This window comes from Acinetobacter sp. YH12211, from assembly GCF_013418015.1.
Lineage (GTDB): Bacteria > Pseudomonadota > Gammaproteobacteria > Pseudomonadales > Moraxellaceae > Acinetobacter > Acinetobacter towneri.
The window spans coordinates 105,341-125,436 of record NZ_VPCW01000001.1 but is presented as its reverse complement, the minus strand read 5'-3'; the positions used below and the strand labels follow the sequence as shown (position 1 = coordinate 125,436).

Here is a 20,096-nt window from a genome sequence, read left to right as displayed (position 1 = left end):
TTCCAGCCTGGGTAGACGCGGTGGTGTGATTTATTCCTCCTCCGCGTGTAAGTTCAGCAATGAATTTACGAATTGGGAGTGTGCTTCACGTAAGCACATAAATCACCGTTAGGAGGTTTTACAATGGCTCTTCTTATCGAAGACAAAAAACAGATCGTAGCAGAAGTTAACGAAGTTGCTTCTAAAGCGTTCTCTGCTGTTGTTGCTGACTATCAAGGTATGAGCGTTGAGCAATTAACGGCTCTACGTGTTGAAGCGCGTAAATTAGGTGTTACTACACGTGTTGTACGTAATACTTTGGCTAAACGTGCTTTTCAAGATACGCAATTCACGATCTTGAACGACAACCTTGTTGGCCCAACAATTTTAGCTTTCTCAACTTCTGAAGACGACATGGGTGCAGCTGCACGCTTGTTCGAAGAATTCGCTAAAACGAATAAAGCATTTGAACTTAAAGCTGCTGCATTTGACGGCAAACTTTATAAAGGTGCTGAAGTTAGCGTAATTGCGAATCTTCCGAACCAAGAAAAAGCGCTTACTATGCTTGCAAACGTTCTTCAAGCTCCTATTTCGAAATTGGGTCGCCTTATTACTGCGCTCAAAGAGAAAAACGAGTCAGAAGCTGCATAAGCTTAAATTTATTTCCACACCATTCAATTTCCATTTGGAGTTATTCTCATGGCTTTAACTAACGAAGAAATCTTAAACGCAGTTGCTGAAAAAACTGTTCTTGAACTTGTTGAACTTATCTCTGCTTTTGAAGAGAAATTCAATGTATCAGCTGCTGCTGTTGCTGTTGCTGCTGCTCCAGGCGCTGGCGCTGCTGCTGCAGAAGAGCAATCTGAATTCAACGTTGAGTTGACTTCTTTCGGTGCGAACAAAGTTGCTGTAATTAAAGCAGTTCGTGAAGCTACTGGCCTTGGTCTTAAAGAAGCTAAAGACATCGTTGAAGGCGCTCCTTCAGTGATCAAAGAAGCTGTTTCTAAAGAAGAAGGTGAAGAGCTTAAGAAGAAACTTGAAGAAGCTGGTGCTACAGTTACACTTAAGTAATCTTAAGGGGAGTCGATTTTTTTATAATCGACTCCAAAAAATGGCTGATGGCTCTTGGGTCATCAGCCTTTTTGCGTTACAATTATCGGCTCGATTTTTGTTTGAATGATGGGAAAACCATCGAAAACAATATAAATCAATAAAATCAAACGCTTACCAATATTTTTCCACATTTAAAAATATTGTTAAGCGTTTTAATACCACTAAAAATTGCAGCATTTGTAAAGAGTGGTGGCCATATCGGCCTGCGTAATTCCTTCTAAACCCGTTCTGCAGGCGGGTTTAGTTTACTTTCCGAGGACTCCAGATGGCATACTCATATACCGAAAAGAAACGGATCCGTAAGAATTTTGGTAAATTGCCCCAAGTAATGGATGCACCGTACTTGCTTTCGATTCAAGTCGACTCGTACCGTACTTTCCTTCAAGATGGCAAAACTCCAAAAAGCCGCGAAGATATCGGTCTCCAAGCCGCATTTCGTTCAGTTTTTCCTATAGAAAGTTATTCTGGCAATGCTGCTTTAGAATTTGTTGAGTATAGTCTTGGTAAGCCTGAGTTTGATGTACGTGAGTGTATTCTTCGCGGCTCAACTTATGCGGCACCAATGCGCGTAAAAATTCGTTTGATCATTAAAGATCGTGAAACGAAATCAATCAAAGATGTGCGTGAGCAAGAAGTCTACATGGGCGAAATGCCATTGATGACGGATAACGGTACCTTTGTGATTAACGGTACTGAGCGTGTAATTGTTTCTCAATTACACCGTTCACCAGGCGTGTTCTTTGACCACGATAAAGGTAAGACCCACTCGAGCGGTAAAGTGTTGTATTCAGCACGCATTATTCCTTACCGTGGCTCATGGTTAGACTTTGAATTCGATGCCAAAGACCTCGTTTATGTGCGTATTGACCGTCGTCGTAAATTGCTTGCGACTGTAGTGTTGCGTGCATTGGGCTATAGCAATGAACAAATCCTAGACTTGTTCTTTGAGAAAGTACCTGTCTATTTAGACATGGGTAGCTACCAAATTGACCTTGTCCCAGAACGCTTACGTGGCGAAATGGCACAATTTGACATCACTGATACTGACGGCAAAGTGATTGTTGAGCAAGGTAAACGCATTAATGCGCGTCACGTACGTCAAATGGAAGCAGCTGGTCTTGAGAAGCTTTCAGTTCCTGATGAGTACTTGTACGAACGTATTACTGCAGAAGACATCCAGCTAAAAGATGGCGATGTGATTGCTGCAAACACCTTGTTAAGCCATGAAATCATGGTGAAACTTGCAGAAGGTGGTGTTAAACAATTTAACATCCTATTCACCAATGACATCGACCGTGGTTCGTTCATTGCGGACACCTTACGTGCAGATACAACTGTTGGTCGTGAAGATGCTTTGGTAGAAATCTACAAAGTGATGCGTCCAGGTGAGCCACCGACGAAAGAAGCCGCTGAAAATCTGTTCAATAACTTGTTCTTCTCTTCTGAGCGTTATGATTTATCGCCAGTAGGTCGTATGAAGTTCAACCGTCGTTTGGGTCGTCCTTACGAAGTGGGTACAGATCAGAAATCACGTGAAGTTGAAGGTATTTTGTCTAACGAAGACATTACCGATGTACTTAAAACATTGATCGAAATCCGTAACGGTAAAGGTGAAGTCGACGATATCGACCACTTGGGTAACCGTCGCGTACGTTCAGTGGGCGAGATGACTGAAAACCAATTCCGTGTTGGTTTGGTACGTGTTGAGCGTGCTGTAAAAGAGCGTTTGTCACAAGCTGAAACAGACAACCTGTCTCCGCAAGATTTAATCAATGCGAAGCCAGTGGCTGCTGCAATCAAAGAATTCTTTGGTTCAAGCCAATTGTCTCAGTTCATGGACCAAAACAACCCGTTGTCTGAAATTACCCACAAGCGTCGCGTATCTGCGCTTGGTCCAGGTGGTTTGACACGTGAACGTGCAGGCTTTGAGGTACGTGACGTACACCAAACTCACTATGGTCGTGTGTGTCCAATTGAAACGCCTGAAGGTCCAAACATTGGTTTGATCAACTCGCTTTCTGTTTATGCAAAATGTAATAATTTTGGCTTCTTGGAAACGCCATACCGTAAAGTGGTTGATGGTCGTGTAACCGATGAGGTTGAGTATTTATCTGCAATTGAAGAAGTGGGCACGATCATTGCGCAAGCGGACTCAAGCGTAGACCAAGATGGCAATTTAACAGAAGAATTCGTATCTGTACGTCACCAAGGTGACTTCGTGCGTATGCCGCCAGAGCGCGTGACGCACATGGACGTTTCTGCACAGCAGGTTGTATCTGTAGCAGCATCACTGATTCCATTCCTTGAGCACGATGACGCCAACCGTGCCTTGATGGGATCGAACATGCAACGTCAGGCTGTTCCGACGCTTATCGCTGATAAACCACTTGTGGGTACAGGGATGGAAGCGAACGTAGCACATGACTCAGGTGTATGTGTGATTGCAAACCGTGGTGGTCGTATTGAATATGTCGATGCTTCACGTGTAGTCATTCGTGTGAACGAAGAAGAAATGATCGCGGGTGAAGCAGGTGTAGATATCTACAACCTGATCAAATACACACGTTCAAACCAAAACACTTGTATTAACCAAAAAGTTTTGGTGAAGATGGGTGATAAGGTAGGTCGTGGTGATGTATTGGCTGACGGTCCATCTACAGATGGCGGTGAGCTTGCACTCGGTCAGAACATGCGTGTCGCGTTCATGACTTGGAATGGCTATAACTACGAAGACTCGATCTTGCTTTCTGAGCGTGTACTTCAAGAAGACCGTTTAACTTCGATTCACATTCAAGAATTGTCATGTGTTGCACGTGATACCAAATTGGGTGCGGAAGAAATCACAGCTGATATTCCAAACGTGGGCGAAGCTGCACTGTCTAAACTAGACGAGTCTGGTATCGTTTACATTGGTGCTGAAGTGACTGCAGGCGACATTCTTGTTGGTAAAGTAACGCCTAAGGGTGAAACTCAGTTAACGCCTGAAGAAAAATTGCTTCGTGCAATCTTCGGTGAAAAAGCAGCAGATGTGAAAGATTCATCATTGCGCGTTCCATCAGGTACTAAAGGTACTGTGATTGACGTTCAAGTCTTTACCCGTGATGGTCTAGAAAAAGACGAACGTGCACAAGCGATTGAAAAAGCACAACTTGATGCATACCGCAAAGACTTGAAAGAAGAATACAAAATCTTTGAAGAAGCAGCGCGTGAACGTATTATCCGCTTATTAAAAGGTCAAGAATCTAACGGTGGCGGTACAACTAAACGTGGCGACAAACTTTCTGAAGATGTGTTGTCTGGTTTAGAGTTAGTTGATCTACTTGAAATTCAACCAAGTGATGAAGCAATTGCTGAGCGTTTAACTCAAATTCAAACTTTCTTGAAAGAGAAGAGCTTTGAAATTGATGAGAAATTCGCTGAGAAGAAACGTAAGCTTTCTACAGGCGATGAACTCACTACGGGCGTATTGAAAGTTGTTAAAGTTTACCTTGCTGTTAAACGTCGCATCCAACCGGGTGACAAGATGGCGGGTCGTCACGGTAACAAAGGTGTTGTATCAAACATCTTGCCTGTAGAAGACATGCCACACGATGCTAACGGTGTACCAGTAGATATCGTATTGAACCCGCTAGGCGTACCATCGCGTATGAACGTGGGTCAGATTCTTGAAACACACTTGGGTATGGCAGCCAAAGGTTTGGGTGAGCAAATTGATAAAATGCTCAAACAACAACGCGAAATTGCTGAACTACGTGAGTTCCTAGACAAGATTTATAACAAAGTCGGTGGCGAGCAAGAAGATCTTGACAGCTTAACTGATGATGAAATCTTGGTATTGGCTGGCAACTTACGTGCAGGTGTTCCATTGGCTACTCCTGTATTTGATGGTGCAGAAGAAGGTCAAATTAAAGAATTACTTGAACTGGCTGAATTACCACGTTCAGGTCAAACCGTGTTGTACGATGGTCGTACAGGCGAGAAATTCGACCGTCCAGTGACTGTAGGTTATATGTACATGCTCAAACTCAACCACTTGGTGGATGACAAGATGCACGCGCGTTCTACAGGTTCTTACTCACTTGTAACGCAACAGCCGTTGGGTGGTAAGGCACAATTCGGTGGTCAGCGTTTCGGTGAGATGGAAGTCTGGGCACTTGAAGCATACGGTGCTGCATACACACTTCAAGAAATGCTCACTGTGAAGTCGGATGACGTTGAAGGTCGTACCCGTATCTATAAGAACATTGTAGATGGTAACCATTATATGGACCCAGGTATGCCTGAATCGTTTAACGTATTGACCAAAGAGATCCGTTCTTTAGGTATCAACATTGAACTGAAAAATGGTGACTAAGCATCTCCATTAAATCTCCCTAAATCCCTCTTTATAAAAGAGGGACTTTTCCCCCTTTGAAAAAGGGGGATTAAGGGGGATTAAAACTCAGTTAAAAAACAATATTTGTGACCCAGTTGGGATGTGAAAACAGCCTCCCAGCACACGGAGAAAAAAATTGAAAGACTTGCTCGATATCATGCGCAAAAAGACGGATTCAGACGGTCATGCTCCAGTAGAGTTTGACCGCATCCGTATTGGTCTTGCGTCACCAGAAATGATTAAGTCATGGTCTCACGGTGAAGTTAAAAAGCCAGAAACCATTAACTATCGTACGTTTAAGCCTGAACGTGATGGTTTATTCTGTGCCAAAATTTTTGGTCCAGTAAAAGATTACGAATGCTTGTGTGGTAAATACAAGCGTATGAAATACAAAGGCGTCATTTGTGAAAAATGTGGCGTTGAAGTAACGACTGCAAAAGTTCGTCGTGAGCGTATGGGTCACATCGAACTCGCTTCTCCAGTTGCACACATTTGGTTCTTGAAATCATTACCAAGCCGTATTGGTTTATTACTTGATATGACTTTACGTGATATCGAGCGCGTATTGTATTTCGAATCTTATGTGGTTACTGACCCAGGTATGACGCCATTTGAGAAATATCAACTTCTCAATGACGAAGAATACTTCAATGCTCTAGAAGAGCATGGTGATGAATTCACTGCGAAAATGGGTGCTGAAGCAGTTCAAGACTTGTTAAAAGACATCGATCTTGAAGCTGAAATTGCTCGTTTACGTGAAGAAATTCCACAAACAACTTCAGAAACTAAGCTGAAAAAAGCGTCTAAGCGTTTGAAGTTGATGGAAGCGTTCAAAGAGTCGAACAACAAGCCAGAATGGATGGTGATGAATGTACTGCCTGTACTTCCACCAGATCTTCGTCCGTTGGTTCCACTTGAAGGTGGTCGTTTTGCGACGTCTGACTTGAACGATCTTTATCGTCGTGTGATTAACCGTAACAACCGTTTGAAGCGTCTTCTTGACCTTGCAGCGCCAGACATCATCGTACGTAACGAAAAACGTATGTTACAAGAGTCTGTTGATGCCTTGTTAGATAACGGTCGTCGTGGTCGTGCAATCACAGGTTCAAACAAGCGTCCGCTTAAATCTTTGGCAGATATGATCAAAGGTAAGCAAGGTCGTTTCCGTCAAAACTTACTTGGTAAGCGTGTTGACTATTCAGGTCGTTCGGTGATTACCGTTGGTCCAAACCTACGTTTACACCAGTGCGGTCTTCCGAAGAAAATGGCACTTGAACTGTTCAAGCCATTCATCTTTGCGAAACTACAAGCTTCAGGTCAAGCTACCACCATTAAAGCTGCGAAGAAAATGGTTGAGCGCGAAACCCCAGAAGTTTGGGACGTACTTGCCTCTGTAATTCGTCAACACCCAGTGATGTTGAACCGTGCGCCTACACTTCACCGTTTGGGTCTTCAAGCATTTGAACCGATCCTGATTGAAGGTAAAGCCATCCGTCTACACCCACTCGTTTGTGCTGCGTTCAACGCTGACTTCGACGGTGACCAAATGGCGGTACACGTACCATTAACACTTGAAGCGCAATTAGAAGCGCGTGCGTTAATGATGTCGACCAACAACATCTTGTCTCCTGCGAACGGTGAGCCAATCATCGTACCATCTCAGGACGTTGTCTTGGGCTTGTATTACATCACGCGTGATGCAATCAATGCCAAAGGTGAAGGCATGGTGTTTGCAGATACGCACGAAGTAAACCGTGCACTTGCAACGGGTCAAGTTGACTTACACGCTCGCGTAAAAGCACGTGTACACCAAACCGTAATCAATGAAAATGGTGAGCGTGAGCAACAAACTATTGTTGTAGATACGACACCAGGTCGCTGCTTGCTTTGGGAAGTTGTGCCTGAAGGTTTAAGCTTCGAGCAAATTAACCTAGAGATGAACAAAAAGAACATCTCAAAGTTAATCAACTCTTGCTACCGTAAATTAGGTCTAAAAGACACGGTTATTTTTGCAGACCAATTGATGTACTTGGGCTTCCGTCAAGCGACACGTTCAGGTGTTTCTGTGGGTATGGAAGACATGGTTATTCCACCACAAAAACAAGCAATTATTGAAAAAGCAGAAACTGAAGTTCGTGAAATTGAACAACAGTTCGAGCAAGGCTTCGTAACTGCGGGTGAGCGTTATAACAAAGTGGTCGATATTTGGGCACGTACCAACGACCAAGTTGCTAAAGCGATGATGGACAACTTGTCATTCACAACTGTGAAAAACAAACAGGGTGAAGACGAGAAGCAAAAATCATTCAACTCGATCTACATGATGTCGGATTCAGGTGCGCGTGGTAGTGCGGCACAGATTCGTCAGTTGGCGGGTATGCGTGGTTTGATGGCGAAACCAGATGGTTCGATCATTGAAACGCCAATTAAAGCGAACTTCCGTGAAGGTTTGACGGTACTTCAGTACTTCATTTCAACTCACGGTGCGCGTAAAGGTTTGGCCGATACCGCATTGAAAACAGCGAACTCAGGTTACTTGACACGTCGTTTGGTTGACGTTGCACAAGACTTGGTAATTACTGAGCCAGATTGCGGTACTTATGGCGGTTTAGTGATGACACCATTCATTCAAGGTGGTGATGTCATTGAAAACCTTGGTACGCGTGTATTAGGTCGTGTAACTGCAGAAGATGTGAAGAAAGCGGGTTCAGACGAAGTTATTCTGCCACGTAACACACTCATTGATGAAAAACTTGCTAACTTCTTAGAAGAGCAAGGTGTCGATGAAGTAAAAGTACGTTCAGTGGTATCTTGTGAATCGACCTTTGGTGTATGTGCGAAGTGTTATGGTCGTGACCTAGCACGTGGTCACTTGGTGAATCCAGGTGAATCTGTGGGTGTAATGGCTGCTCAATCGATTGGTGAGCCAGGTACACAGTTAACCATGCGTACATTCCACGTGGGTGGTGCGGCAAGCCGAACTTCTGCAGCCAATAGCGTACAAGTGCGTAACAAAGGTTCAGTACGGTTCCATAACGTGAAAACTGTACAACACGCTAAAGGTCACTTGGTATCTGTTTCACGTTCAGGTGAAATTGGTATTGCCGATGAGTTAGGTCGTGAGCGTGAGCGTTATAAACTGCCATACGGTGCGTCAATCTTGCTCAAAGATGGCGAAGCGGTAGAAGCTGGCGGTATTGTGGCGACTTGGGATCCACACACGCATCCACTTGTGACCGAAGTTGCGGGTAAAATCCGTTTCAGCCAAATTGCTGATGGCGTGACTGCAACCTCGAAAACTGATGATGCAACAGGTATGACCACAGTTGAAATCTTGCCAGTGACTTCACGTCCTGCGTCAGGTAAAGACTTACGTCCTGCTGTGGTATTAGACACTGTGGATGGTGGCGAACAGTTCTACTTCTTGCCACAGAACACGATTCTTTCTGTCCGTGATGGCGAAAATATCGGTGTGGGTGACGTTATTGGTCGTGTACCACAAGAATCTTCACGTACTCGTGATATTACCGGTGGTCTGCCACGTGTAGCTGACTTGTTCGAAGCACGGAAGCCGAAAGAGCATGCGATTCTTGCAGAAGTGTCAGGTATCGTGAGCTTTGGTAAAGAAACCAAAGGTAAGAACCGTTTAGTGATTACACCAGATGATGGCTCTGAGATTTACGAAGAGTTGATTCCAAAATGGCGTAACATCAATGTGTTTGAAGGTGAGCATGTGAACCGTGGTGAAACCATTTCTGATGGTCCACAAAACCCACATGACATCTTACGCTTGAAAGGTGAAGTGGCATTAACCAACTACATCGTGAACGAAGTTCAAGACGTTTACCGCTTACAAGGTGTAAAAATTAACGATAAGCACATTGAAGTCATCGTGCGTCAAATGTTGCGTAAAGTTGAAATCACCGATGGTGGCGATACGAGCTTCATCAAAGGCGAACAAGTGGATTACATTCGCGTGGTACAAGAAAACCAAGCTGTACTTGCACAAAACAAGTTCCCAGCGAAGTTTGAACGTCAATTGATGGGTATCACCAAAGCATCGCTTTCAACAGACTCGTTCATTTCTGCTGCATCGTTCCAGGAAACTACACGTGTGTTAACTGAAGCGGCTGTAACAGGTAAAGAAGATGATTTACGTGGCTTGAAAGAGAACGTTGTTGTGGGTCGTTTGATCCCAGCAGGTACGGGTCTTGCTTACCACTTAGAGCGTCGTCGTCAAGAAGCTGAAGCTGCTGAATTGGCATTAGTGAATGATTTCTCTGATGTAGATCAAGCATTAAGCCAAGCATTTAGCGATGAATTTAACGATCTCTAATTCGTTTTAAAGCATCATTTAAAGACGCCTTTCGAGGCGTCTTTTTTTTGCCAACGTTTTAGTTGCATATTTTGCTTTAATAAAGCCGCAATATTGCATATAGTGAATTAAGAACAATTTAAAAATATCAAGAAAACTAAGGGGATAGCTTATGCAATTTAGAGGACTGACACTGTGTTTATCGGCAATGCTACTGAGTGTGTCTGTTTCGGCTGCACCAATGCCAAACAGCATTGTGGTGAAAGACAAAGCCATTGTGCCTATTCTAAAAACTGAAGTGATTCGTACAGTGACAGGTGAAAAGCCTATACGCCATGTAGAAGCCACGATTTTTGAAGTGAGCAATCAGGGTAAAGATATTGTGGCAAAGGAAGTTGTTTTTGATGATGATCAAGCACAGTTTTCAGAGAAACAATTGGGTATTCCTGTGATTCAAAAAGGTGGGGTGATTGTACCAACCTCAAAAATTGAGTTGAATAAAACCCTAAAGCAGGATGGTAAAGTCATTTCTGAAGTGAAAACGATTGATGCAGAAGGCATGGAATATAAGCAGGGGCAGGCGCCAATTCATCGCACATTAAAACTGGATCGGGTCAAAACGCCTGAAAGCAAAGAAACAGTTTCTCATGCTGTGTTTACTGAAGATGGTAAAACCACACGTGATGTGGTGGTACTTGAAGAAGAGGGTACAGAATCCTTTATGATGCCTTAAGCATTTTACAGAAATACTCATATCTTACTGTGCTTGGTAACAGATTTTTCAAAGTTGATGCCGCAAGATGCACTACACTTAAAATCAACAACAGCGGGGAGACATCGCGATGAAAAAAGTATTTAGCGTATTGGCAGTTGCAACTGTATCGACCATGTTAATGGCGGGTTGTGAGAGCATGAGTTCAAATGACCAACGTATTGGTGCAGCAGCATTAGGCGGTGCCGTTGGTGGCGCAGCGGGTAACAGCGTAGGTGGTAGTGTTGGTGCAGCAGCAGGCGCAGGTGCAGGTGCGGCAGTTGGAAGTAAAACCCAAGATGGTTCTAACCGTAACGCAACCTATAGTGGAATTGGCGGTGCGATTGGTTCAATTTTAGGTAAAGAAGTGATAGGTGGTAATGCAGGCGCTGCAATCGGTGGTGCTGTTGGTGGTGGTGCTGGTGCAGCCATCGAGCAAAAGCGTTAATCTGAATACGAACAGCCATGCCATCCTACTGAAGTATTTATATTTCAGTACATCCAACGCAGAGTCTTATGATTCTGCGTTTTTTATGCGCTAGCTGAAAAATTAATGCGTTTGGATAAATTGATTGACTGCTTGAGTATAAGCATTATTTTGTCCCAATGACTTGTTGATTTCAGCATGTGAAAGTCGGACAGGCAATAACTGGGTTTGAGTTCCGAATTTCTGTGCTTGTTGAATAAATTGTCGAGCTTGAGTACAGGGTTGATCTGCACGGATGGTTGAGCACACCGCGAGAAATGCAGGTAAAGCTTGATGTAGCTGAGCTATCGGAGAAAGGGCTTTCCAGTTGGAAGGTTGATCACCAAAGGCTTGATCATAAAAACGTGCATGACGTGTTTGCATTATCTTTTCTATATCATAAGCCGCGCTATCTAAAGCAACTGTAGCACGCCAAGGCTGTGGCTGGGGTGCCAGCCAATGGGGGCGAACGGTTAATAGACTGACCAGGTGTGCGCCCGCAGAATGTCCCATCAGCACCAAGCGTTTTGAGTCAGCATGCCAATGCGGTGCCTGATTTTGGATATAAATAAGCGCTTGGGCGATATCCTGAGTTTGCTGCTGTACGGTCACATCTGGAACTAATCTATAGTTGATAGACACAAAAATCCAGTTTTGCTTGGTCCAGTAACTCAGCTTATTTTTGACCACAGCAGCATGATTTTTATCACCCATTTTCCAAGCACCGCCATGGACCATCATCATGAGCGGGGCTGGTGTTTGATCTGTGAGTACTTTGGCAGGGAAATAGACATCCATCACTTGTTGAGGATGAGATCCATAAGCCACATTTTTCAAAGTCTGGACTTTGGTAAATGTATTCGGCACCAAAGCATGGAGGGATGTCGATGAATAGAAACAAAGTAGGGAAAAGATTGGCACAAGATTTTTTTTCATTTTAATGATCCTTTAATTTTAAATACTATCAATGTTTATAATTTTTATGATCCACTGATGTATCAACAGTAATACGTTAATTAATTCATACCTGCTCAAAAAGAGTAGAGAAGTTTGTCGGTGACATTGATCTTTTTGTCTTTTGATTAAAATAATATTACCAACAACGCAGAATCATTAGATTCTGCGTTTTTATGTGAGCTAAAAATTACGTTGCTACGGCTTTGGGCTTTTTACGTCGGATATATAACGTTTTATGCACTTCTGCAATTTGTACACCTGATTCATCGATAATATTGAGCGTATATTGACGTGTCAGAGGAGCATAGTCTTCTGCGATCTGTTTGATTTCCTCGACTTCAGCGGCACTCAGGCGAATATCGGCATACACCGTACTGCGTCCTGGGGCGAGGAAATGAATCGTTGCCGCTTTATCCCAAACAATATATGTTGAACCCAAGTGATGCATCAGAATTAACATATAAAATGGATCTACCATGGAATAGAGGCTGCCGCCAAAATGTACGCCGACAATATTTTGATTTTTGCGAGTGAGTGGCATTTTGACACGGACATGGTGGTTGGCTAAATCGATTTGATCAATTTCAATACCTGCACCCCGATAGGGTGGGTACCGATTTAAAAAATATTTAGAAATAAGTGGAATACTTTGTAGTTTTTTAAGCAGATTCATATGATTTTAACTATATCTTTCAAGTCTGGATGCCTTATATTAGTCTAAAATTTAGGCATCAATATGGCATGTTTTGTTATGCTGAGTGCAACAAAGGTGAATAAAAATAAAAAAGATGTATATGCAAGCGCAAACGCAATGGATTGAAACCTCTGATCGACAACAGCTCTATGTCAAAACTTGGGGCGAAAAAAAGCACCTGCACTGATTTTGGTGCATGGCTATCCAGATAACCAAGAAGTCTGGGAACGGGTGATTGCCGTGTTGGTGCAAGATTTTTATGTGGTGAGTTACGATGTACGATGTACGTGGTGCGGGACAATCCTCCATTCCCAAATCCATTCGTGCCTATAGCTTGGCTCAATTGGCTGCAGATTTAATGACTGTTGCTAATGCCGTTTTGGGGCAGCGTGCATTTCACTTGGCAGCTCATGACTGGGGTTCAATTCAGTCTTGGGAAGCAGTGACGGATCCAGAATTAAAGGGACGAATTTTATCGTACAGCAGTATTTCAGGCCCATGTTTGGATCATGCAGCGTTCTGGATGCGTAAGCAGTTTTCTGAAAATAAAATTAAATTTTTCAAACAAATGCGTAAATCTTGGTATATTGCTGCCTTTCAACTTCCTGCACTTGCGCCTACAGTTTGGCAGTTCTTTCAACCTGAACAATGGCGTCAGGTAGTGATGCGCTTAGAACGCGATCAAGATATTCCGGTCAATCCTAATATCCGCAAAGATGGGCGCTATGGCGTCAATTTATATCGTGCCAATTTTATCCCACGTTTATTAAAGCCGCGTCAACGTTATGCAATTTGTCCTGTGCAAGCTATTGTCTTGAAATATGATCAATTTGTGGGTGCTGAATTGATTGATGAAATGTCGCTTTGGGTAGATGATTTTCAACGTGTAGAGTTGGCTGCCAATCATTGGGCAATTCTTAGTCAGCCACAAGCTGTTGCTACAGCTATCCGTGACTTTGCTTATAAGCATGAAAATCAGTGATTTTTGCTTGATCATACTTAGATTCATTTGTCGGAGTTGAATGTTTGGTCAACTCCAATCTGCATAATCTCTGATAAAATAGCTTCTTTTTTGAATTTTCATCTCTTATGTTCGCAATTCTTGCTGCCATTGCAATCATGTTCGGATTGTCGTTGGCTCGTGTGCCTGTGGTTTTTGCCTTGGTTATTGGTGCAGTCTCAGGTGGTTTACTGGCTGGTTTAGGCTTACAAGGCACTTTAGATGCGTTTAATAATGGTTTAGGTGGTGGCGCTAAAATTGCTCTTGCTTACGGTATTTTAGGTGCATTTGCTTTGGCTTTGGCACGTTCAGGTTTGCCAGACTTATTGGCGTATAAGCTGATTCGCACTTTAACAGGTGGCAGTAATACTAAGGTACAGAACCGCGTTAAATATCTGATTTATTTTACTGTGGCTTTGGCAGCGGTATTTTCACAAAACTTAATCCCTGTACATATTGCATTTATTCCTGTATTGATTCCACCTTTATTAAGTGTTTTCAATCATTTAAACCTAGACCGTCGTGCAGTGGTTTGTTTGCTGACTTTTGGTTTGGTTGCCACCTATATGTTTGTTCCTGTGGGTTTCGGTGCAATCTTTCTGAATGATATTTTGGCGCACAATATCAACACCTTTGGTGCTCCGTATGGTTTTGCCATTCAAAATGAAGATATTCCTGCTGCCATGTTTATTCCTGTGTTTGGGATGTTTATTGGGCTATTGATCGCGTTGTTTGTGAGCTATCGTAAGCCTCGACATTATCAAGATGTGCAGGTAGAGCGTACCCAAAGCATTTCGAGTGAGCTCAATGCAAATACCGCCGCGCCAACCCTACAAGCGCCTCAGATTGCAAAATTTACCTTGTGGATGGCAGTGTTTGCGATTATTGCAACCTTGGCGGTGCAATTGTATTCAGATTCGATGATTCTGGCAGGTTTGGTGGGTGTTGCCATTTTAAGCTGTGCGGGAATTTTCAAATGGAAAGAAGCAGATGATGTGATCATTACAGGTATGCGTATGATGGCACTCATCGGCTTTATTATGATTGCTGCACAAGGTTTCGCTTCAGTGATTGAAGCGACTAATCAAGTGCCTGCTTTGGTAGAAGCGTCGGTGGAATGGATTGGCAATAGCAAAGCTTTGGCTGCATTTTTAATGTTATTGATTGGTTTGTTAATCACCTTGGGGATTGGCTCATCTTTCTCTACCGTGCCTATTTTAGCGATTATTTATGTGCCTTTATGTTTGCAGTTCGGTTTTAGCCCTGCAGCAACCATTGCGATTATTGGTACAGCAGCAGCCTTAGGAGATGCGGGTTCTCCAGCATCGGATTCAACCTTGGGGCCAACTTCGGGTTTAAATATGGATGGGCAGCACGACCACATGAAGGACAGTGTGGTACCGACTTTTATTCACTTTAATATTCCATTGATGATTTTTGGCTGGATTGCAGCGATGGTGCTGTAAATTATCACCAAAATTTTTAAGCGCACGTGTTCAGAATAGACTGGGCACGTTGCAGCATCGTGCTAAAACGACAAGAAGAATCTTCCTCAAATTCATCCTCAAATCTGCCTATTGAAACCCAATACAAAATTCAAACTCTCTAACAAAATGATCCATTTTTCGTTGTAATTAACTTCTAATATTAGAATGAAGATGATTTTAATTCTCTTTATTTAATTTGGATAATTTTATTGATTTTCTATGATTTAAAAATAGAAAGTCTGAGTGAATTAATCTATTTAAAATAAATTTGTGTTAGTTTTTAAATAAATATAAGATGTATTTTAAATAAATCTTTTAATATATTTTTAAAATAAAATTGAGTAATATAGTCGGGAAATAATAATATAAACTCTATTAATTAACTCGGATTTTAAAACCAAGTAATTTGGTCTATTTAAAATAAATTTATATAATAATTAATAGCTTATAAAATAATTAAAATATTATGTTTAATATGTGTTGCATATTAATAGTGGTCGTGTTTAATATTAATTAAGCGTTAAGATTTTTATTCTAAAGGTGGTTTTGAAATGTTAAAGCAAGTTGCTCTAATTGCATTAATGGGAATGTCTGCTTCTGCTATGGCAGGTCAATGGCAAGTTAAAGTTGGTGGTTCTGTAATTTCTCCAACACAAGATACAGATATTCTAGGTGGTGCAGCTAATGTTGAGGCTGATCATGAATATGCATTTACACCTTCAGTAGAATATTTCTTTAATGATAATATCTCTGCAGAATTATTGTTGGCTACGCCAATTAGCCACGATGTGTTAGTGAATGGTGATTCTGCTGTTAAGATTAAGCATTTACCACCAACATTGACTGCTAAATATAATTTTAAAAATTCAACCCGTTTCACACCATACATTGGTGTCGGTGGTACTGCATTTGTTGCATGGGATGAAAAATCTGATTTAGGTAAAGTTAAGGTAAAAGAAGACTTTGGTTTTGCAGGTCAAATCGGTTTTAACTTCCAGCCAGCCGATGCAAAAAACTGGGGCGTATTCTTTGATGCACGTTATGCACAATTAAGCCCAGAAGTTGAAATCGAAGGTTTAAAACCATTTGATCTAGACATCGACCCAATGGTGTACACCATCGGTTATAGCTACAAATTCTAATCATAAAAAGTAGCTCTTTATAATAATAAAAATCAGCGCAACCCCATCTTTTTGATGGGGTTTTTTATTGCAAAAAATAACAAATGTATCGAATGAAAAAATTGAGTGCATGTGCCATGTTCATTTACAGTCTGAAAGATAAAGTAAAGAACGATAAAGAAGGAATTAATTCATGTTGATAAAATACGGTTGGCCTATATGTGTTGGTTTAATGCTGAGTGTCGCGGGGCATGCGGCGAGTTTTTCTTGTGAGAAAGCCAGAACACCAACAGAACATGCCATTTGTGAACATCGTGCGGTCAATGATGCCGATGTGAAAATGGCCACCACCTATCGTATCGTCAGCCGTTTGGTCGCTATGGGGACGCGCTCACAAATTCGTGATGAACAATTTCGCTGGTTAGAGTTGCGTGATCGTTGTGGCGCTTCCGTCGATTGTTTAACCCAAGTGTATAATTTGCGTCAGCAGAAATTGGAGGATCATTTAAATCAGGTTTATCAACGTGCACCTTTTTAAATTTTTCTAGGTTTAGGCTTGAAAAATCAGGCAATCACTCCAATTCATTAACACATCCAACAATAACCATGTTTATGAATTTAAGGAGTGATGAATGAGCGAGCAAAGCCAAAAACACAGTTTCCAAGCCGAAGTGGCGCAGTTATTACATTTGGTGACCCATTCTCTTTATTCCAACCCTGAAATTTTCTTGCGTGAACTGATTTCTAACGCATCAGATGCCTGCGACAAATTACGTTTTGAGGGTATCAATCATCCTGAATATTATGAAAATGATCCTGATTTACGTGTGCGTATTCGTTTAGATCAAGATCAAAAAACCATAACCATTTCAGATAACGGCATTGGTTTAAGCCAACAGGAAGCGATTGAACATTTGGGTACCATTGCCAAATCGGGCACCAAAGATTTTATGTCGAAATTGACAGGCGATCAAAAAGCCGATGCGCAATTGATTGGTCAATTTGGTGTGGGTTTTTATTCAGGTTTTATCGTGGCGGATAAAATTACTGTGGAATCACGCCGTGCAGGATTGGCTGCAGATGAAGCCGTGCGTTGGAGCAGTGCGGGTACTGGCGAGTTTGATGTCGAGCAAATTCACAAAGCAGAACGGGGTACCGATATTATTCTGCACTTGCGTGAAGATGCACTGGATTATTTAGAAAGCTACAAAGTTAAGCAGATCATCAATAAATACTCTGATCACATCAGTTTGCCAATTCAAATGCAGAAAGAAGTATGGCAGCAAGAAGAAGCAGCTGAAGGTGAAACGCCGAAAGCAGGTCAGTATGTGAAAACTGATGAATGGGAAGCAATTAACTCGGCCAGTGCGTTGTGGACGCGCAATAAAAACGAAATTAGTGAAGAACAGTACATCGAATTTTATAAAAACCTCAGTCATGATTTTGACGCACCATTGGCATGGGCGCATAACCGCGTTGAAGGCAGTACTGAATACACCCAGTTGTTGTATGTGCCAAGTAAAGCACCGCACAACATTTTTACTCGTGAAGCCAAAGCGGGGATTAAATTGTATGTGAAGCGCGTATTTATTATGGATGAGGCAGAGAACCTGATCCCGAACTATCTACGTTTTGTACAAGGTGTGGTGGATAGCGCCGATTTGCCATTGAACGTGAGCCGTGAGTTATTGCAAGAAAGCCGTGATGTTAAAACCATCCGCGAAGGCAATACCCGTCGTGTGTTGACCATGTTGGACAATTTAGCCAAGTCTGAAGATGAAAAAGACCAAGAAAAATTTAAGCAATTCTATCAAGAATTTGGTTCAGTCTTAAAAGAAGGCTTAGGCGAAGACTTTGGCAACCGTGAACGTATCCTGAAATTATTACGCTATGCCACTTCAAGCAATGATGACATCAGTACCTCATTGGCGGACTATAAAGCGCGAATGAAAGAAGGTCAGAAAGCCATTTACTACGTTACGGCAGACAACTTGAACGCAGCAAAGCATTCTCCACAGTTGGAGTTGTTTAAGAAAAAAGGCATTGAAGTGTTGTTGATGGCAGAACGCGTAGACGAGTGGGCGATGAACTTTGTGCAGGAGTTTGATGGCACGCCAATGCAAAACGTATCTAAAGGTGCGGTTGATTTAGGCGATCTACAAGATGCTGAAGAGAAGAAAGCTTTAGACGCGGCTGCAGAACAATTTAAACCTGTGGTTGAGCAATTGTCTGCATCTTTAAGCGGTAAAACCAAAGAAGTGCGTGTGACTACACGTTTGGTTGATTCTCCTGCTTGTTTGGTAACAGGTGAAGGTGAACTGTCACCACAATTGATTCGTATGTTGAAGGACGCAGGGCAAGCTGTACCTGATATGAAGCCAATTTTGGAAATCAACCCAGAGCATCCTTTGGTGAAAAAATTACAGGATTCCAATCAATTTGATGATTTGGCGCATGTGATTTTTGATCAAGCTGTTATTGCTGAAGGTGGCTTGCCTGAAGACCCAGCGGAATATGTGAAACGTATTAATAGCTTACTGTTAAAGTAAGTCTGCTTTCGCATGAACATGATCGATGATGCGTTGTACAAATAATGCATCGTCATCTTGCAAGATCATCTTGCAAAAAAACCAAGTCCTGTTCGCAAGACTTGGTTTTTTAATTTGGCTTGATTGTAGATGTTACCTGTTTAGAAAATGGCTTCTAAACGCACTAAAGCACCGAGATAATGATTACGATCTGCGCGATCATCATTTAAATAATTGACATCGCCCTGAATAAAGAACCATTCACGTAAAAATGGTTGACGCCAAGAGACAAATGGCCCCCAACGATTTAAACGTAAGTCATCATCGTGATAATAACCGCCTGTATAAATGCCATAGTTAAAGCGGTTGCCTGCAAAGAATTGATGTTGTCTAAAGGTGTAGTTGTCCCAAACCAAATCATCATCTTGTTCATCGGCATAGGTCAGGCTAAATTGATTGGACAAGAAAGCCTGATTGGGGCGTGCGTGCGTGAGCTCCAAGTTGGTTCTGAGATAATTTTCACTGTCGATGCCATAACGATAAATTTGTTCGGCATGAAAAGAGAAATCATTTTCCAAAGTCCAGTCTTTAGAGGCTTTTAAACGCAGATAAATATCATCGCCAGAACGTACCCCTAAATCGACATCTGTTTCAAAAGGTAGACGCTCGGCAAAGTTCGACCAACGTAATGCCAGAGAACTGTTGTCTTCACGGCTACGTTTGCTGTCTACAGTTTTGTCTGCATCATGCGCTGGGTTTTCGTTGGTAATGGCGACGTTATTTTGCAATTCGTTATCGAGCGAGTCATCACCAAAGACCACACTGAGTTTATTTTCAAGCGTAGGCAGTTTGATTTTCCCGCGAATACGAGGTTTGACTTCATATTCATTATGCTTATCCCAACTGCTATCGACCAAAACCCGCAAAGTGGCTGAGGCAGGCTGTTCAGGACTTGGTTCACCAAACCAGTTATCCAGTTTATGTGCTGTTTTATCTGCCCAGTTGCGAATATTTTTTTGACGTTGATCGAACCAAGTTAAATGTTCCGTTTCTGCGGTGGCAGGTACAATGGGTTCATTGGATTGTTCGGGTAACACCGTCGGTGTAGCATCAATCCAACGTGGAATCGTGTAATAAAAACTGCTTTTATCTACTGCACTTGGCGGAGCGACAGGCAATTCATAAGGTGGCAGTGACGTATGGGCTTGATCCACTGCTTGAGTTGATTCTTGTGCAAAAGTGATGCCTACGACCCCACTTAAGAGACAGCTTAATATAAAAGGCGATGTGTGCTTTATTCTTGACATTAT

13 protein-coding genes and 1 pseudogene are annotated in these 20,096 nt (G+C 42.3%); 11 read left to right on the top strand and 3 right to left on the bottom strand.

Features of this window, described 5'->3' with window-relative positions:
* Positions 1 to 123 precede the first annotated feature (123 nt).
* The 6 genes from rplJ (at position 124) to FTU98_RS00530 (ending at position 10,981) form a co-directional block, all read left to right on the top strand.
* Complete coding sequence (rplJ, locus tag FTU98_RS00555) at positions 124 to 630, top strand: 50S ribosomal protein L10 (RefSeq protein ID WP_004975777.1); 507 nt, start codon at positions 124 to 126, stop codon at positions 628 to 630.
* Between the two features lie 48 nt (positions 631 to 678).
* Positions 679 to 1,050 carry a 50S ribosomal protein L7/L12 gene (gene rplL, locus FTU98_RS00550; protein ID WP_004975779.1) on the top strand — a complete coding sequence of 124 codons (372 nt, stop codon included), beginning with the start codon at positions 679 to 681 and terminating at the stop codon, positions 1,048 to 1,050.
* 307 nt (positions 1,051 to 1,357) lie between these two features.
* A complete protein-coding gene (rpoB, locus tag FTU98_RS00545) occupies positions 1,358 to 5,446 on the top strand; it encodes a DNA-directed RNA polymerase subunit beta (RefSeq protein ID WP_131260966.1) in 4,089 nt (1,362 codons plus the stop codon).
* Positions 5,447 to 5,603: 157 nt separating this feature from the next.
* On the top strand, positions 5,604 to 9,803 hold the full coding sequence (rpoC, locus tag FTU98_RS00540) for a DNA-directed RNA polymerase subunit beta' (RefSeq protein WP_096902331.1): 4,200 nt from the start codon (positions 5,604 to 5,606) through the stop codon (positions 9,801 to 9,803).
* Between the two features lie 151 nt (positions 9,804 to 9,954).
* Positions 9,955 to 10,515, top strand: coding sequence for a hypothetical protein (locus tag FTU98_RS00535; protein WP_154321134.1), 561 nt, complete (start codon positions 9,955 to 9,957; stop codon positions 10,513 to 10,515).
* A gap of 109 nt (positions 10,516 to 10,624) precedes the next feature.
* On the top strand, positions 10,625 to 10,981 hold the full coding sequence (locus FTU98_RS00530) for a DNA transfer protein p32 (RefSeq protein WP_096902329.1): 357 nt from the start codon (positions 10,625 to 10,627) through the stop codon (positions 10,979 to 10,981).
* A gap of 102 nt (positions 10,982 to 11,083) precedes the next feature.
* Here FTU98_RS00530 and FTU98_RS00525 read toward each other — a convergent pair whose 3' ends face one another.
* Positions 11,084 to 11,935 (bottom strand): alpha/beta hydrolase, encoded by an 852-nt coding sequence (locus FTU98_RS00525; protein WP_096902328.1) that lies wholly within the window; start codon positions 11,933 to 11,935, stop codon positions 11,084 to 11,086.
* A 208-nt stretch (positions 11,936 to 12,143) separates the two neighbouring features.
* Positions 12,144 to 12,629: a DUF4442 domain-containing protein gene (locus FTU98_RS00520; RefSeq protein ID WP_180050055.1), complete on the bottom strand. Its 486-nt coding sequence runs from the start codon at positions 12,627 to 12,629 to the stop codon at positions 12,144 to 12,146.
* 121 nt (positions 12,630 to 12,750) lie between these two features.
* On the opposite strand from FTU98_RS00520, the pseudogene FTU98_RS00515 reads away from it, so the two are divergent.
* The 5 genes and pseudogenes from FTU98_RS00515 to htpG all read left to right on the top strand — a co-directional run bounded on the left by FTU98_RS00515 (position 12,751) and on the right by htpG (position 18,807).
* Positions 12,751 to 13,632: pseudogene (locus FTU98_RS00515) on the top strand (alpha/beta fold hydrolase).
* Positions 13,633 to 13,739: 107 nt separating this feature from the next.
* The gene (locus FTU98_RS00510; RefSeq protein ID WP_180050052.1) at positions 13,740 to 15,116 is read left to right on the top strand and encodes a Na+/H+ antiporter family protein; all 1,377 of its coding nucleotides are present in this window, start codon (positions 13,740 to 13,742) and stop codon (positions 15,114 to 15,116) included.
* Positions 15,117 to 15,688: 572 nt separating this feature from the next.
* Positions 15,689 to 16,279 (top strand): OmpW family protein, encoded by a 591-nt coding sequence (locus FTU98_RS00505; protein ID WP_180043869.1) that lies wholly within the window; start codon positions 15,689 to 15,691, stop codon positions 16,277 to 16,279.
* Positions 16,280 to 16,451: 172 nt separating this feature from the next.
* Positions 16,452 to 16,796, top strand: a complete 345-nt coding sequence (locus tag FTU98_RS00500; protein WP_178865975.1) for a lysozyme inhibitor LprI family protein — start codon at positions 16,452 to 16,454, stop codon at positions 16,794 to 16,796.
* Between the two features lie 94 nt (positions 16,797 to 16,890).
* Positions 16,891 to 18,807 (top strand): molecular chaperone HtpG, encoded by a 1,917-nt coding sequence (gene htpG, locus FTU98_RS00495; protein WP_180050049.1) that lies wholly within the window; start codon positions 16,891 to 16,893, stop codon positions 18,805 to 18,807.
* Between the two features lie 140 nt (positions 18,808 to 18,947).
* On the opposite strand, the gene FTU98_RS00490 is transcribed toward htpG, so the two are convergent.
* Positions 18,948 to 20,093, bottom strand: a complete 1,146-nt coding sequence (locus FTU98_RS00490) for a hypothetical protein (protein WP_180050046.1) — start codon at positions 20,091 to 20,093, stop codon at positions 18,948 to 18,950.
* Positions 20,094 to 20,096: the final 3 nt, after the last annotated feature.